A 15,537-nucleotide genomic window follows, 5' to 3' on the forward strand; every position below is an offset into this window, starting at 1 on the left:
TATAAATTTTCATTCATTAAGGCATATAGAGAGTAAGTGATGTGTAAAGGAGGCCGTATGAATGAAAAAATACAAAGTAGGCGTCTTAGCGGCATGTATGTTGCTTTTAGGAACCGCTGGGTTTGGAATTGTCTATCAGCATCAAACATCTGCTAAAGAGCAGCCTCATTCGTTTAATGTACTCGTTATGGGCGTAGATGAAAGGCCAGGCGATACGGGCCGCTCAGATGTATTAACGGTGGTCAATTTAGATAAAAGCCATAATAAAGCAAAGGTTATGCCGATCCCTAGAGATACGCGCGTGCACATTGATGGAAAAGGGACGGATGAGAAAATTAACCATGCTTATCGATACGGAGGCATTCCTTTAACCGTGCGCACGGTTGAGAATTTTTTAAATATTGACGTTGACTACTATGTGAAAGTAAATATGGAGGGGTTCAAAGATGTAGTCGATGAACTTGGCGGCGTGAACGTGAATAACCCGTTTCCTTTTGTCTTTGATTCATTTATCTTTCCTGAAGGAGAAAATGCGTTGAACGGTGAAAAAGCTCTTGCCTATGTACGGATGAGACATGAAGACCCAAAAGGTGATTTAGGAAGAAACAATCGCCAGCGTCAAGTGGTGGAAGCTCTATTAGATAAAGGAATGAACATGTCAACGGTGAAAAATATCCCAAGTCTTCTCACGCTCGCAAAAAAGCATATCCAAACGAATATTGATGTCAGCGATGCATTTACGATGTATAACGTCATTAAGAATGGACGGCCTGATTTCGAAACGGTAACGGTAAAAGGAGAAGGACAAATGGTAGATGGTACATGGTATTATGTTGTAAAACCATCTGAAAAAAAGCAGCTGAGCGCTATGTTTCAACAAACCCATTAATAAAAAAGAGGGCTGAATTTTTTCAGCCCTCTTTTTATTCACCAATTTCTTCTTGACGCTGCAAGCAGGAAATTTGTTTTTTCTCTGGATGGACACCAAATGTATAGCCCCACGTTTGCAATTTATCTAGAATGATTTCGTCTTTTTTAAAGCCAAAGATCATCACTACATCTTGGTTTTCATCTAAAAGCAAATACTTTTCATCTTTGCGCCACATCGTTAAGTTTGACGCATAGAAAAGATTCCAGCCGTTATTCATGCGATGGCCGGTTGCTTGGTTTTTATAGTTGACAATCATATTTCTTCCTCCATTAGTGAATCTTTCTAAAAGTAAAACTTCAAAGAATATTATAAACGTTCTCTTCCTAGAAATCTATTATTTATCCTATTGAGGGGACCTCGCCGTGATGTTTATAAAATACATGTGATAAAAGATTTAGTATATAAGGATATATCTGTATAAAACAAAAGTCAATAAGTAAGAAAACGGAGAAAAAGGGGGTCTAAAAGCGTATATAATTGAAAAAAATATAAGTTATCTAGCTTTAAAGACTTAAAAACACGCTTTTCAGACCATGGACATGCTTTTTCGAATTTCTACCTACAAGAAAGAAGGCAGAGGTGCGAAATGTGTAGGTGAATCTAAATGAGTTTACGGTAAACATGGAGCCCCAAAACGTGGTACACGCTAGAAAAGGGGGAAATTCAACGATGTCCAAAAAAGCGCTATGGATTAAAAATGCTTCGCAAGTTGTAACGGCCAAAGAAAATAAAGGTCCTTTAGCTGGAAAAGAAATGAGAAACTTGACGGTGATTGAAAATGGCTCAGTCTGGATAGAAGGAGATCAAATTGTGACCGTAGGTACAACAAAAGAGCTAGAACAAAAATATGAAAGGAAAAGAAATGATGCAACGATTATTGATGCTTCTCACAAAATTGTAACTCCGGGTCTGATTGATCCTCATACACACGCTGTGTACGCTGGCTCTCGTGAAGAAGAATTTTATAGGCGGTTTGAAAGACCAACTTCTTACTTGGATTTATTAGAAGAAGGGGGAGGTATTCACTCCACTGTCGTTCAAACACAGGAAGAGTATGCGTATCGAATTTATCAGCAGAGCTATGAGCGTCTTACGTCTTTTCTAGCTCACGGAGTCACAACTATAGAAGTGAAAAGCGGATATGGCTTAGAACTAGAAACAGAACTGAAGCAGCTGCAAATCGCTAAAATGCTGAATGATACACACGTAGTTGATGTCATAAGCACCTTTTTAGGAGCACACGTCGTACCTTTAGCATATAAAAGAGATACGCAGAAATACGTCAATTTACTTATTCACGAAATGATTCCTCAAATTTCTTCTTATAAGCTCGCAGCATTTAATGATGCTGTATGTCTTCCAAATGCTTTTTCATTCCAACAATGTCAAGAAATACTCGAAGCCGGGAAAAGCCATGGCATGCTTCCTAAAATACATGCCGACCCCTTTGAATACTGCAGAGGAGCAGAGCTCGCAGCAGAGGTAGGAGCGATATCAGCAGATTATCTTTTGTATGCTTCTGATGAAGGATTAAAGAAACTGGCTGAAAAACGGATCGTAGCCACACTTTTACCGGGGAATTCCTTATTTGTTGGAATGAAGTGGCCAGATGCTAGAAAAATGATCGATTTAGGCGTTCCGGTTACTCTTTCTACAGACTGCAATCCAGGTTCATCTCCAACGACTTCACAGCAATTTGTGATGAACCTGGCATGTATGAATATGAACATGAGTCCTGAAGAAGTGCTTGTAGCCACAACTATTAACGCAGCTCATGCTATTAATCAAGGAGATAAGATTGGGAGTATTGAAGCCGGAAAACAGGCTGACTTAGCGATTTTTAATGTCTCTAGTTATCGAACGCTTCAGTATCAGTATGGCTTAAATCATATTGATAGCGTAGTGAAAAAAGGAGAAGTAGTTGTAGAAAACGGTAAAGTTTTGTAAAACAAGTTTATAGAAAAAGAGGAAAGGGTAAAGAATAGAGAATTTGTCACACATGCAAAGGCAGGGAATCTAGATATGATTACAAAACAAAATGTTATTCCATTACTAAAAGAAGCTTGCCCATCTTTTGAGCCAAGCGAAGAAATCGACTTCAACGATAAAGAAGAGCTGCAGCATGAATTAAGCCGAGTAGCGGGTCATTTGATCTCTCTTGAATATAACGGCCAGCTCGAACGTGAGCCGGACGTGTTTGAAGCGATTGAACAGCTGTATATAGAAGGTGAATCTGATGTGAAAGAAGCTGTTACAACGGGACTCTTTCAAGCAATGCATGAAATGATTATAGATCAGCAAATTAGTCCAGAAGAAATTGGAATGTTATTAAAACCCCACTCACTGAAGTGGTGGAAAACGATTGACCACTTTAGTGAAAACAGTGCGGAACAGTAAGGAAAAAGAACGTCATGGAAACATGATGTCCGTGACGTTCTTTTCTTTTACTGTTCTTTTTTTAGCTGGCGCTCTAAAATGAAAGGACCAAACGGAATAACCGACATAAGAAATGCAAATAAAGAGCGGCCGATTGACCATTTATGCGCGAATTTTACATGAACGACCGCAAGAGCATACAGCACAAAAAGTGCACCGTGTGCTGCGCCTACAACTGATACAGCTTCGGGTATGCCTGCTGCATATTTTAGCGGCATAGCAATGCCCAGCAGCAGTAAAAATGAAATTCCTTCTAAAATCCCTACTAAGCGCAGGCGACCGATTGGTGATGTAAGAACCATGTTTTCTCCTCCCGTAACGACGGAATAAATTTCTGTATCGATGACAAAAATGTACCATAGCAAGCTCTTCATATACAAGCATCATTTGTATCTGTCACAAAAAAGTCGAAAACGCTTTAATTTGCTCTATAGAAGTATTTTGTTTAAAAAACTGACATACTCTTGTGATGCAATGGATAAAAGAGCACACTACTTGTTGACAAGTTATTTTAATTATTTTATATGTATAGTATCGAAAACGTATGAGAGGATTTTTTACCATGACAAACCGAAAACAGCAGCGGGAGAAAATTTTAGATGCTGCTTTTGAAGTGTTCGGATCCAAAGGTTACTATGAAGCAAAAATGATTGATATTGCTAAACTAGCGGGTGTATCTAAAGGAACGCTTTACTTGTACTTTTCGTCTAAAGAGTCGCTTTATATCGCTGTGAACAATCGTTCGTTTGATGAGTTTTTGTATCATGCAAAGCGAAGAACGGATGAATGCCAAACGTTTCACGAAAAGCTGTATTCAGTTGCGAAGCATCACCTGCTCTTTTTTTACGAAACTAAAAAATATCCGGACTCTTTTTGGCAAGCCCCTCACCAAATGCCAGAAATGATGGGTCGTCTTCATCAATTTTTTGAGGATTATCACGGCCTTGTTGCTAAATTGATTGAAGAGCAAAAAATAAAAAACGCTTTTTTACACTCAAAAGCGTTTTGCAGCATGTTAAATGGGTATAGGATGGATATCGTTTCCGATGATGATATAACAGAAGAAGATATCATGAACTATGCGGAGTTCATTGTGAACTTATACATTGAAGGCTGCTGTTTTGAGACCCAAAAATGACTCGTCGGTACTGGTTGATAATGGAGGGATATGATGAATAACAGCAGCACAGTAATTAATTTTTCATATTTTCAAGAACAAACCGTTACTAAGGTGAACACAGACAATACCCTGCCGTTTTCTCTTGGATTTAGTAAGGGCGGACTTGTGGCAGAATGTCCATGGAGACTAAAAAACAAACGCAGCATCTTGCTTGGTCAAGCAGACTGGAAATCGCTGCATTCTGCCGAGCAGCGTCAGCAAGTCGAAGCGCTGCTGCTTGGCCAGCGCATTCTCTCTATACAGTGGTATGAAGATATCGGTATACTTCGAATTGCGTTTTCTAATGGGTATGCACTAGATATGTTTCATGACAGTTCGTTTTTTGAAGGTTGGGATTTATATGGTCAAGACGGCTTTTCCTTTATCTCGCTTCCAGGGGGAGCGTGCGATCATCAAATTTCAGTTTGTATAGACAGTTCATCAGCACATGAAAGGAGGTGAGTTTTTTTGTTAAAAACTGACCCGTGGGTACTCTAAAATTGTTAAATAAAAATAAAGCGGGTCTGCAGCTATTAAAGGATAAAGGCTTCTCAAATAACTTAGTTACGTAACGGAGGAAAAAGATGAATTTTTTGACGAGATTTAGTTTGAAAAATGCGGTAGCTGTGTTTATCGTTTCATTTTTACTTATTTTAGCGGGGCTATATTCATTTTCAAAACTAAAAATTGATTTACTGCCGAATATCGAATTTCCGCAGCTGTCCATTGAAGCAACGTATCCTGGGGCTTCTCCTGATGACGTAAATGAAAGCGTCACGTCAAAAATCGAAGATCAAGTGAAAGGAATTGAAGGCGTTAAAAGCGTACAAAGCGTATCGTATGAAAACGTCGGTATTATTAATTTAGAATTCCCGTTTAATACGGATTTAGATAAAGTTGAACAGCAAATTAACTCGTCGATAAAAGAATTAGATTTACCAGAGTCATCAAATGTAGACGTAAATCGTTTTTCATTTGGTTCCTTCCCGATTTTCAACATTTCACTGTTTGCAAAAGATGATGCAAATCTTGAAAAAGTATTAAACGATGAAGTGATTCCTGAATTGAATAAAATTCAAGGCATTAACTCCGTCTCAGTTGGGGGTGTGAAAAAGGACCTTTTACAAATTACGATCGATAAAGAAAAAGCAGCTCAAGCTGGCTTAACGCTCGATGGGATGAAAGAACAAATTAATCAAAAAGCTGTTTCATTCCCAGCAGGAACATTAAACGGAAAAGAGCTTCAAATTCCAGTGCGAGTAGAAGAAAAAGTTGCCACGATCGATGCATTAAAGAAAATCCAGCTGAAATCCAAGATGAATCCTGAAGCAAAGCCTGTGAAACTTGGTGATATTGCCAAAGTCGAAGCCGTAACAGAACAGGGAGAATATACGCGCTACGACGGCAAAGACGCGCTGTCGATGGCCATCACAAAAAAGCAAGATGCTAATACGGTTGAAGTGGCCAACGAAACGATGCAAATTTTGAAAAAATATGACGATCATTTAGACTACGCAATTGGCTTTGACTCAGCTGAAGGCATTGAAAAGTCTGTTGAAACATTAGTACGCGAAGGATTGCTCGGGGCATTATTTGCGTCACTCGCCGTGCTGATTTTCTTGCGTAACTTCCGTGCTACGATCATTGCGATTATATCGATTCCATTATCGCTGTTAGTATCAGCTATTTTCTTAAACCAGCTTGATATTTCCCTTAACATTATGACACTAGGTGGAATGGCTGTAGCCGTTGGGCGCGTAGTGGATGACAGTATTGTTGTTATTGAAAACATTTTCAGACGCGTTCGTCGTTCAGAAGAAGGCATGAGCAATGAACTTGTGGAATCGTCCACAAAAGAGATTTTAAAAGCGATTACTTCGTCTACGATTACAACGGTTGTCGTATTCTTGCCAATTGGCTTTGTAGGAGGAATTACAGGAGAGTTCTTCTTGCCGTTTGCCTTAACAGTTGTTTTTTCACTGTTAGCATCTCTTCTTGTAGCGATTACAATCGTGCCGATTCTCGCAAAGTTTGCATTTAAAAAAGTACCGCCTGAAGAAAAAGAAGGAAAGCTGCAGCGCGCGTATGCAAAAGCGATTGCATGGTCACTTAATCATAAAATCAAAATTTTAATTTTATCCTTTGTTTTACTGTTTGGCTCATTTGCGCTTGTTCCTTCACTTGGCTTTACCTTTATTCCAAATGAAGAACAAAAAATGCTTCAAGCCAACGTTCAATTACCGGCATCTACATCCCTTGAAAAAACAAACGGTGTATCCTTGAAAATTGAAAAGATGTTTGCAAACCAAAACGAAATTTCAGACGTGACCACGGAAGTTGGATCACGCGACTTTTCAACAGGTGTAAAACGCCCGAACCAAGTTGGCTATTTCTTGAATGTAAAAGAAGGCGTGAATGTCGATACGTTTATTGATAAAGTTCAAAAGAAAATGGAAAGCATCACGAAAGAGGAATCACCAAAAGCAACGGTGAATGTACAAGAAGCCTCAACAGGAGGGCCGCCTACAAATAATAACGTGACGGTTGATTTATATTCTTCTAATTTAGATGACTTGCAAAAGGCAGCTAAGCAAGTGGAAAACCACTTAAACAAAGACAAACGTCTTAAATATGTAACAAATAACTTCTCAGATAAGCAAAAGCAGCTTGTAGTAGAAGTAGATCCTGATAAAGCCGCAGAGTACGGGGTATCTGGATTTCAGCTGCTTGGTACGATCTCTGATCAAACCAAACCGGTATCCGTCGGAGACTTAAAATTAGATAATACAAAACGAGCGGTTCAGCTTTCGTACGATAAAGACCTTGCCTCAGTAAAAGAAATTAAAGACCTGCAAGTGTTTACAGAGAGAGGGCCTGTGTTAGTAAAAGATATCGCTGACGTTCGTACAATTGATACGTTCACTTCTATTCAGAAGCTCGACGGCAAAGTATTTGCGCGAGTAGAAGCAGACATCAAAGGCGATGATGTTCAAGCTGTGACCAAAGATGTTATAGACGGAGTGAAAAAGCTAGACTTGCCGAAAGATGTGAGCTTGGATGGAGGAGGCGGAAGCGACGAGACAGTAGAAGTCTTCCAATCTCTAGGTCTAGCCATTTTAACAGCAATCGGCCTTGTGTATTTAACAATGCTCGTTACGTTTGGAAAAGCGCGTATTCCATTTATCATTTTATCGTCACTCATTTTTGTGCCAATCGGTTCGTTAGTTGGCCTTGTCATTGCAAAAGAACCGCTGTCTGTCAGCGTCATGATTGGATTCTTAATGCTGATTGGAATTGTTACAACAAACGCGATTGTGCTTGTAGATCGAATTACCCAAAATCGTGAACAAAAAGGCATGACGATCCGTGAAGCCCTTATTGAAGCTGGGAAAACGCGCTTGCGTCCAATTTTAATGACAGCGTTTGCTACCATTGCTGCATTAATCCCGCTGGCGCTTACTACGTCAAGCGGAACGCTGATTTCAAAAGGCTTAGCGATCACGGTAATTGGAGGGCTTACGTCATCTACTCTTCTTACCTTAATTATTATTCCAGTTGTATACGAACTCTTCTTCGCAAGACAAGTAAAAAGAGAAAAACAGCTGGAAAAAGAAACGACATAAGAACTATTTTCTAATAGAGGAAAATATGACCATAGACTATATGTTATAATAAACGTACGTTTTAACCCCTTATATTATAGAAAAAGAAGCGGCGCTTTCGAGCGCCGCTTCTTTTTATGTAAAATCATTATTTACAAAAAATGATTAAATGTCTTGTATGGAGGGAAAGAGTGTTAACAGGAAGCTTTACTATATCATCGTAGAGTTATCTAAAAAACATACAAAGTACAGGAGTGTCGTTTTCGTGAGTTCAACAAAGAAAGTTGTATTTATCAGTTCCATTATTTTAAATGTCCTTTTCATAGGTGTTTTTGCCTTTTATGCAACAAGCAGCAGCGCGATGAAAAATCCGCTGTCATCTAAGAATTCATCTAAGCAAAGCTATAGAGATAATCCTTATTACATTGAACGGACAACCTTGTTCAAGCAATTAAGTATTCCTAAAAAGTCAATCGTATTTCTCGGTGATAGCATTACCCAGCGCTCTGAATGGAGCGAACTTTTTCATAATAAGCAAATTGTCAATCGAGGTGTAGCCGATGATACAACCGAAGGGGTATTGCATCGCCTAAAAAGTATTACAGATGCTAAGCCAAAAAAGATTTTCTTAATGATTGGCATTAACGATTTAAACGAGCAAAAATCTGTAAAAAAAACCAAAGCCAATTACGCTGAAATTCTTGAACGTATTCATAAAGAATCACCGAATACAAAAGTCTATATTCAAAGTGTACTGCCCGTGAACAATAAAAAATGCGGCGACGCAGTGGACAATAAAGATGTGATTGCATTAAATAACTATTTAGAGCGTCTAGCTAAGAAACACAATGATTCTTACATTGACCTGTATTCGAAAGTATCTACACATAATCAGTTAAAAAGTAATTTCACGGTGGATGGTCTTCATTTAAAAGGCCAAGGCTATGCTATTTGGAGACAAGAAGTTCAGTCATACGTTAATAAATAAAAAGAGGTTAATGAATCTAACCTAAAGACAAACAAATGAGATACAAGAGCTGAACCCCTTGTGACACTGCAGTTGATTTCCGTACAAGGCTTCGCTTTCCGAGGGTGGCCGCTAGAAGGAACAAAACAGATGAAACTATATTCACCACAACAAAAAAACGAACCACTGATTAAACATGCTGATCAGCGGTTCGTTTTTCATTTGGGCTAAAATATTTTTATTTCAGCTTTTTTTAGATAAGCTCTGGTAAATGTTTTTTAGCATCGTATTCTACAAGAGAATCTCCGCTTTTGATGCGCTGTAAATAATCAGGATTTGAAATTAGCGGGCGGCCAATAGCAGCTACGTCGATCCAGCCGGCTTGAAGCGCTTTTTCAGCTGATTCAGGCGTTAAATCACCCACGCCGATAATCGGTCCATCCCAGTACTTACGCGTAATTTCATAAAGGTTTTGGCCGTTTTGGACATCTTCGTAAAAATCAAGCATAGATGGGTGAATGATCTCAATTCCTGTTTCTTTAAATGCTTCTGTATACGTCTGAATGGCTTTTTCCGTATCATCCCAGCGATAGTCTGGTTTATCAAGCTTATGAGGAGAGAAGCGAATCACAACGCGCTCTTTTCCAATCGCCTCAATAACAGAAGAAATCACTTCTTTCATGAACGTTAATCGCTGTGCAAGGTCGCCTCCATATTCATCAGTGCGTTTATTAGACCAGTCCGAATTAAACTGATCGATTAAATATCCGTGAGCACCGTGAATTTCAACGCCGTCAAAGCCTGCTTCAATGGCATTTTTAGCTGCTTGAGCGTACTGTCCTACAACTTCTTTAATATCTTCTTTTGACATTTCTTCAGGCTCTTCGTATGGCTTGCGGAAACGAGGCACTTGACCTTGCGCTGCAATAGCGGAAGGGGCCTGAGGCTTATGCCCATTGATTAACCCGGAATGACTCAAGCGGCCAACGTGCCAAATTTGAGCGATAATCGTGCCGCCTTCTTCATGAACGGCTTCTGTTACAGGCTTCCATGAATCAATTTGTTCCTGTGTATAGATACCCGGAACGCCAGGATTTCCTTTTGCGCGTTCGCTGATAACAATTCCTTCACTAATAATTAAGCCAATACCATCCTTTGCGCGGCGACGGTAGTAGTCTACAACGTCTTGACCGACTACGCCCGTCTCTGGATCAGCAAAGCATCTTGTCATCGGTGCCATTGCTGTACGAGTGTGTAAATTAAATGCTTCAATGTTTGTTGGTTGGAATAATTTTTCAAATTTACTCATTTTATATTCAGCTCCTTAAGAGGAAAGTATAGCTGCGAACGTTTGTGCAGCAGGTTCAGTTTATTGTAACAGGGGATTTGTTTTATCTTCAAACATTTCGACTTCCGAAAAATGCCCACAAAAAAAGCCGGCTGTCTTTACAGCCAACTTTTACACCATTAATGCTGTTTAGTAGGAAGTTTTTTCTCAGGATGTCCAGTAGCTTGCCCCTGCTTATTTTTACGCTGCTTTTCTTGATTATCGTTCAGCTTTTGTACAAATTCATTTGTGTTTTCCATAGTATCTAAACCTCCTTTATGAGCTTTCCCTGTTACTATAACCCATTCCATGCAAAAACATGACGCCAATCTGCTAAAAGCAGCTCCATATATATATCGGTATATAGAAATCAACAGGAAAATCGTGTATACTGTTGTAAAAATAATGTTAATGTTTCGTGAGTTTATAATTTCTTATTCATTCATGAACAAGAAAAGGTGTTACGCAATGAGTGATTTTTTTAGCGGGAAAGAAATGTCGTTTATTTTAATTTTGACATTCAGCGTGTACATATTTGTATGGAATGTGCCCCTTCAGGCGACAAATGCCATGATGATCTACTTTATCCTGCTGTTTTTGTATACAGTCAGTAAGCTGCTTTTTTCTCCTCAGTTCCGACAATTTCCGCTTGTTAAGGTGCTATTGGCCATTTTATTCGTTCTCATGCTGGCTGAAATAATTGTTGCTTACAGCACTCATAGCATAAAGATTACAGATTTACATCATATTTTTGATTATTTTAGTCATATGGATTTGTATTCATAAGTGTTTTTGAATAGCTTGGTTAACATGCTTTCGCAAACTATAAATCTCTTGCTTTTGAACATACAAGACGATGAAAAAGCAGGGCATATCGTATGTAGAGCTTAAGAAACGCCTCTATTCTTCAGCTTTTTCTCTTTCCGCTTAGTAAGATAAGTATAAAAGATAAAAAAGGAGAGGCGCATGGGGGATGTAGTTTCCAAAAAAACAAGGCAAAATATTCAGCGAGACATTGAACAAGGAAACTTAGGAAAAGTGAGAGACCGCCTGCACGGTTTGCTCGTTACGTATCCAAATGAGATGACTTTGCGAAAAGAACTCGGAGATATTTATTATCGTCTTCAAGATCTTCAAATGGCAGGGCGCTACTGGTATTTAGAAAAAGAAAAAACAGTGGAAATGACTCGCGCTTGTCTGCTCTTTGAAAAGGAGTGCGGTGATAATCCAGCTATAATTGCAAGAGCATTAAAATTCAAAGGAGATAAAGAGCAAATTCACGATTTACGTATTCAAGAAATGCTCTCACAAACTCAGCGTACGGTCATAGAAAAATTGTTTGAACCGCCGGAGGAAGAAACGATAGGGGATAAGCTTATTGTAGCTGGATGTGCGTTGATTTTTCTTACAGTCGTCAGTTTTCTAATCATTGGCGTATATACCGTTTGTACATGGGTTTTTTAATGAGGAAAAGGTGCACATATGTGCACCTTTTCTTTAGGAATGTTGCTTCACTACGTAATTGACAATTTGTTCGGCTGCTGCAGCCGGGCCAGATGCCTCTTGAAAACTTGCGTTAATTTCTTTAATCCCTTTTTTATAAGAATCTTCACTGACAACTTCGTCAACGGCCCTTCTTAAAAGAGAGGCATTTACCGTTTCTTTTGCTAAGCGATAACCAGCGTTTAGTTCCACGAGTCTTTGAGCAACGACCGGCTGATCTTTGCCATGAGGTAAAACGACTAACGGTACGTTAAAATGAATAGCTTCGTTTACGCTGTTCATGCCCCCGTGCGTGATAAAAACGTCCGCTTCTTTTAACACGTCAAGCTGAGGAACATAGGGCAAAATAATAAAATGCTCTGGTGCTTTTTTAATTCTTTTAAAATCGGCCCGGTCTCCTGCTGCAATCACAACTTTTCCATCAAAATCGCTAAATGCGTCGATGCAAAGGTTGAAAAAGCCTTCTACGTCATGAAGTACCGTTCCCATTGAAATATAAAGAACTTTCTCGTCTTTCAATTTTTCCAACGGAAAATCATGAGAGCTGTGACGCTTTGGAAAGCTTGGCCCAATAAATAAACAGGAGTCATCAAAATGTTCATGAAGCGGCTGAAAAAAGCGGCTTGTATATACGACCGTTAATCCACCTTCATTGTTCATGAATTGAAGCAGGTTTTTAGGTTCTACGCCAAACTGATTTTTTAGCAAGCTGAGCCCGTACTGAGCTTTTTCGTCAGGTTTAAATGGAACGCCTGAATCCGGATGCAGAGGCATCATTGCTAAGCGTTCTTTCGGCATTAAAAAAGAAGCAGATGATACAATGCCAGGGATTCGTAAATAATCACGCACTAATTCGCCTGCTCCAAACTTGTCGTAAAACACAAAGTCAAAGTCAATTTTTTTTGATAATGTATGAACAAGCTTCAGCGTATCTAAAGAGGTTTGGATGTGGATGTTTAAAAAAGCGTTGATTCCTTGAGGAGTTTCAGGCTTGATGGATACACCGCTTAATAAGTCTGGTTGAGTGTGTACGATAGCCCCGGCGTTTTGAAGACGCTCTTGAAAACGCTCGGCCGTAATATAATGAACCGTATCACCTCGGTCTGAAAAAGCTTTTACCATTCCAAGCGTTGGGTTTACGTGACCTTCAGCGGGAAAGTTGGTCATTAAAATGTTTGCCATTTTTTCACTTCACTTTCAGTAAGATTTCTTCAAGCGTAATCAAATATAAGGAAGTTGACAACTAATTTGGTTAGCGCATTTATCTTTTGAAGTCCTGCCTTTGTGTATAAAATGTGAAAAAATATAACTTTTTTCCTAAAAAATAACATAATTACACGGAGTTTATGGTAGAATTTTGAGAGCACTAGAGAGAAAGAATCATTTTTGGAGGTTGCTATTTTGAGTACGTTATCAACAAATTCAGAACCAGTTTTAAAGTCTAAAAAGAAAAAAGAGTTTACTTACTTCACGCTGCTTCTATTTATCGTGTTGGGCTTTGGACTGCAAATCATAGCCGGAATTAGCGTAGCTATTTACGATGAAGTTACGGGTTCAAATATGACAGGGATTTTATTAGAAGGACCATATGCTCTGCTGGTAGACGCGGCGTTTTTTCTAGGGGTTGCGGTGCTGTACAGACCGGTGCGCAGATTTTTAAAACCTATGTGGAACGTCACGGTATTAAAAGAAAGAAAAACGTATGTATATATTTTGGTAGGCTTTTTAATTGTAGCTGCGGTGCAGTACGTGATGCTCTCATTTTTAAGTTTAGAAAGCGCAGATCAGCAGCAAAAAGATTTAAATCAAGGCAGTTTTGATCAAACGCTGCTTTCGAGCTGGATATTTTTTATAAGTGTAGCAGTCATTACGCCTATTAAAGAAGAGCTGCTTTACCGGGGTGTTTTATGTGGTTTTTTAACTAAACGTCATCACGTGCTTGTAGGCATTTTCGTTTCCGCTCTTGTATTCGGCCTTTTACATATCGGTTTCCCAATTACAGCTACTGTAATGGGACTTGTTTTTGCCATTATTTATTATCGAACAAAATCTATTTTCCCATCTATGATTTTACATATGCTGTGGAATGGATTAGTGAGTATAACTGTATTCTTTTAAAAGCCGCTTAAGCGGCTTTTTTATTTGGATAAAGACGCCGAATGCTTTACGCGAATTTTCCCAACAATTAATAATCCAAGAGGGTAAAATAGTCCAAATAACAGACTGTACGGAATCCACGTATCTCTGTCCCACGTTTGTTCATATGGAATGCTTGGATACACGATAAGTGAAAATGTAACGGCAATCACGCCCAGCGGAAGAGTTAAAATTCGGTAGTTTTTTAATTCAAGAATTTGAGCGAGTCCGGAAACGGTCGCATAATAGTAGAGAGACGTTTTGAAATAAAGAGATAAAAACCACATAATGGCCATGATTACTTCAATGTTTTTCAGAAAATCGGCCACTTCGATACGCCTTGCAAGCTCATAGCTTGGATATAAAGCGATACGTGTATACGTATTTCCAAGTACAAGAATGCCAAGTAATAAAATAATAATCATAATGCCTCCACCGATTAAGCTTCCTGTAAAAAAAGCGCGATTTCGCTGATCAGGTTCCGCTACGTGAGCAGGGAAAACGGTCAGCAATACAATAAAAGTGAGAGAAGTAATACTTGTAAAGACCAGAATGGATCTGATAATAGGTTTAACGCCTACCTCTAACAACGGCTGTAAATTCTCATAATGAATTTGAGGAAAGATCGAAAAAACTAAGATTAAAAACGGAATAACAAACCAAGGGAAAAGAATTTCAGCACAGCGGGCAATCGTTTCAATGCCAAGCCGAACGCCGACAATCACAATTCCCATAAACAAAATATGAACAGCAAGCATAGGCGTTTGAATAATAATGCGAGTTGTTAGAAACGAGCCCACGTAAAACAAAACTTGACTGCAAAAAAGAAGAGTAGAAGCGACAAATAAAAGAGAGACAAACTTTCCTAGCCACTTGCCTAAAATGGCTTCGTTGAGTTCTATAAGGGTTTTATTCGGGTAAAGGCTAGAGAGTTTGATATACATCCATACAAGAAAAACGCCTACACCTACACCTAAAATAGCTGGAATCCATGCCTCTTGTTTAGAATCAGCCGTTAAGCTTCCAGGTACGACTAAAATAGTGTCGCCTAAACTATAAAAAATCACGAGTATTCGAAACTGTGCTGCGGATAATTTCATCTGACTATGCACGTTGTTCACTTCCTTTTACTTCAACAGACTGAACAAAAAATCACTAAAAGGCTTTAATAAAAAAGCAATGCCGTCTCCAGGGTTGGGGATTTCCACACCGCCGTATTTTAAACTAACAATCAACATACTTACTGTGAACAAACTCCAAAAAATTCGCTTTTCTCTTTTACTTTTCACTTTTTTTAAATAAGGTATTTCTACTAAACAAACAGCTGCACAAAGTAAAAAAATCCCTAAAAATATAAGCATGTATCAACCTCAATTAGTAACCCTTCAAAAATAATGAAGGGATGTTAAAGACGCCTGTGTTTCAAAAATAGTATCACCCAAGATGGCTTCATTTATGAAAAGTAAGACTAAAGGC

Annotated in this window: 16 protein-coding genes and 1 pseudogene; 10 read left to right on the plus strand and 7 right to left on the minus strand. The window is 38.9% G+C overall.

Translation table 11 applies throughout. From position 1 onward, the window contains the following. Nucleotides 1-61 precede the first annotated feature (61 nt). Entirely contained in the window at nucleotides 62-889 is an 828-nt protein-coding gene (locus ACOZIR_RS08780) for an LCP family protein (RefSeq protein ID WP_340141928.1), read from the plus strand. Nucleotides 890-923: 34 nt separating this feature from the next. Here the strand turns inward: ACOZIR_RS08780 and ACOZIR_RS08785 are convergent, their stop codons facing one another. After that, the gene (locus ACOZIR_RS08785; protein WP_013057818.1) at nucleotides 924-1,187 is read right to left on the minus strand and encodes a hypothetical protein; all 264 of its coding nucleotides are present in this window, start codon (nucleotides 1,185-1,187) and stop codon (nucleotides 924-926) included. A 413-nt stretch (nucleotides 1,188-1,600) separates the two neighbouring features. Here ACOZIR_RS08785 and hutI point away from each other — a divergent pair, with 413 nt between their 5' ends. Then, nucleotides 1,601-2,878: an imidazolonepropionase gene (gene hutI / locus ACOZIR_RS08790; protein WP_340141929.1), complete on the plus strand. Its 1,278-nt coding sequence runs from the start codon at nucleotides 1,601-1,603 to the stop codon at nucleotides 2,876-2,878. A 75-nt stretch (nucleotides 2,879-2,953) separates the two neighbouring features. Next, nucleotides 2,954-3,328 (plus strand): DUF7674 family protein, encoded by a 375-nt coding sequence (locus tag ACOZIR_RS08795; RefSeq protein WP_045293375.1) that lies wholly within the window; start codon nucleotides 2,954-2,956, stop codon nucleotides 3,326-3,328. Between the two features lie 47 nt (nucleotides 3,329-3,375). On the opposite strand, the gene ACOZIR_RS08800 is transcribed toward ACOZIR_RS08795, so the two are convergent. After that, complete coding sequence (locus tag ACOZIR_RS08800) at nucleotides 3,376-3,669, minus strand: DUF3817 domain-containing protein (protein ID WP_013083888.1); 294 nt, start codon at nucleotides 3,667-3,669, stop codon at nucleotides 3,376-3,378. Nucleotides 3,670-3,929: 260 nt separating this feature from the next. On the opposite strand from ACOZIR_RS08800, the gene ACOZIR_RS08805 reads away from it, so the two are divergent. From ACOZIR_RS08805 to ACOZIR_RS08820, 4 genes are all read left to right on the plus strand, one after another. After that, nucleotides 3,930-4,505, plus strand: a complete 576-nt coding sequence (locus tag ACOZIR_RS08805) for a TetR/AcrR family transcriptional regulator (protein WP_045293373.1) — start codon at nucleotides 3,930-3,932, stop codon at nucleotides 4,503-4,505. Nucleotides 4,506-4,538: 33 nt separating this feature from the next. Further along, a complete protein-coding gene (locus ACOZIR_RS08810) occupies nucleotides 4,539-4,988 on the plus strand; it encodes a DUF6188 family protein (RefSeq protein ID WP_028414417.1) in 450 nt (149 codons plus the stop codon). A gap of 122 nt (nucleotides 4,989-5,110) precedes the next feature. Next, nucleotides 5,111-8,149: an efflux RND transporter permease subunit gene (locus tag ACOZIR_RS08815; RefSeq protein WP_045293369.1), complete on the plus strand. Its 3,039-nt coding sequence runs from the start codon at nucleotides 5,111-5,113 to the stop codon at nucleotides 8,147-8,149. 244 nt (nucleotides 8,150-8,393) lie between these two features. After that, nucleotides 8,394-9,116: a GDSL-type esterase/lipase family protein gene (locus ACOZIR_RS08820; protein ID WP_310877863.1), complete on the plus strand. Its 723-nt coding sequence runs from the start codon at nucleotides 8,394-8,396 to the stop codon at nucleotides 9,114-9,116. Between the two features lie 232 nt (nucleotides 9,117-9,348). On the opposite strand, the pseudogene ACOZIR_RS08825 reads toward ACOZIR_RS08820, so the two are convergent. Both ACOZIR_RS08825 and ACOZIR_RS08830 read right to left on the minus strand, forming a co-directional pair. After that, nucleotides 9,349-10,389, minus strand: a pseudogene (locus tag ACOZIR_RS08825) (alkene reductase); the annotation flags it as partial. A 173-nt stretch (nucleotides 10,390-10,562) separates the two neighbouring features. Further along, entirely contained in the window at nucleotides 10,563-10,682 is a 120-nt protein-coding gene (locus ACOZIR_RS08830) for a DUF4023 domain-containing protein (RefSeq protein ID WP_080890201.1), read from the minus strand. Between the two features lie 208 nt (nucleotides 10,683-10,890). Between ACOZIR_RS08830 and ACOZIR_RS08835 the strand changes: the two genes are divergently transcribed. Together ACOZIR_RS08835 and ACOZIR_RS08840 are read left to right on the plus strand one after the other, a co-directional pair. Then, entirely contained in the window at nucleotides 10,891-11,208 is a 318-nt protein-coding gene (locus ACOZIR_RS08835) for a hypothetical protein (RefSeq protein ID WP_028414413.1), read from the plus strand. A 180-nt stretch (nucleotides 11,209-11,388) separates the two neighbouring features. After that, nucleotides 11,389-11,886 (plus strand): DUF6584 family protein, encoded by a 498-nt coding sequence (locus ACOZIR_RS08840; protein ID WP_045293365.1) that lies wholly within the window; start codon nucleotides 11,389-11,391, stop codon nucleotides 11,884-11,886. A gap of 33 nt (nucleotides 11,887-11,919) precedes the next feature. Here the strand turns inward: ACOZIR_RS08840 and ACOZIR_RS08845 are convergent, their stop codons facing one another. Then, nucleotides 11,920-13,107 carry a macrolide family glycosyltransferase gene (locus ACOZIR_RS08845; RefSeq protein ID WP_045293363.1) on the minus strand — a complete coding sequence of 396 codons (1,188 nt, stop codon included), beginning with the start codon at nucleotides 13,105-13,107 and terminating at the stop codon, nucleotides 11,920-11,922. Nucleotides 13,108-13,326: 219 nt separating this feature from the next. Between ACOZIR_RS08845 and ACOZIR_RS08850 the strand changes: the two genes are divergently transcribed. Further along, nucleotides 13,327-14,043: a CPBP family intramembrane glutamic endopeptidase gene (locus ACOZIR_RS08850; protein ID WP_045293361.1), complete on the plus strand. Its 717-nt coding sequence runs from the start codon at nucleotides 13,327-13,329 to the stop codon at nucleotides 14,041-14,043. 20 nt (nucleotides 14,044-14,063) lie between these two features. Here the strand turns inward: ACOZIR_RS08850 and ACOZIR_RS08855 are convergent, their stop codons facing one another. Continuing rightward, nucleotides 14,064-15,173, minus strand: coding sequence for a GerAB/ArcD/ProY family transporter (locus ACOZIR_RS08855; RefSeq protein WP_045293359.1), 1,110 nt, complete (start codon nucleotides 15,171-15,173; stop codon nucleotides 14,064-14,066). A 15-nt stretch (nucleotides 15,174-15,188) separates the two neighbouring features. Next, on the minus strand, nucleotides 15,189-15,422 hold the full coding sequence (locus ACOZIR_RS08860) for a hypothetical protein (RefSeq protein ID WP_045293357.1): 234 nt from the start codon (nucleotides 15,420-15,422) through the stop codon (nucleotides 15,189-15,191). Between the last annotated feature and the right edge of the window lie 115 nt (nucleotides 15,423-15,537).

The sequence above is a fragment of the Priestia sp. D3YE.R1 genome, from assembly GCF_049199565.1.
GTDB lineage: Bacteria > Bacillota > Bacilli > Bacillales > Bacillaceae_H > Priestia > Priestia aryabhattai.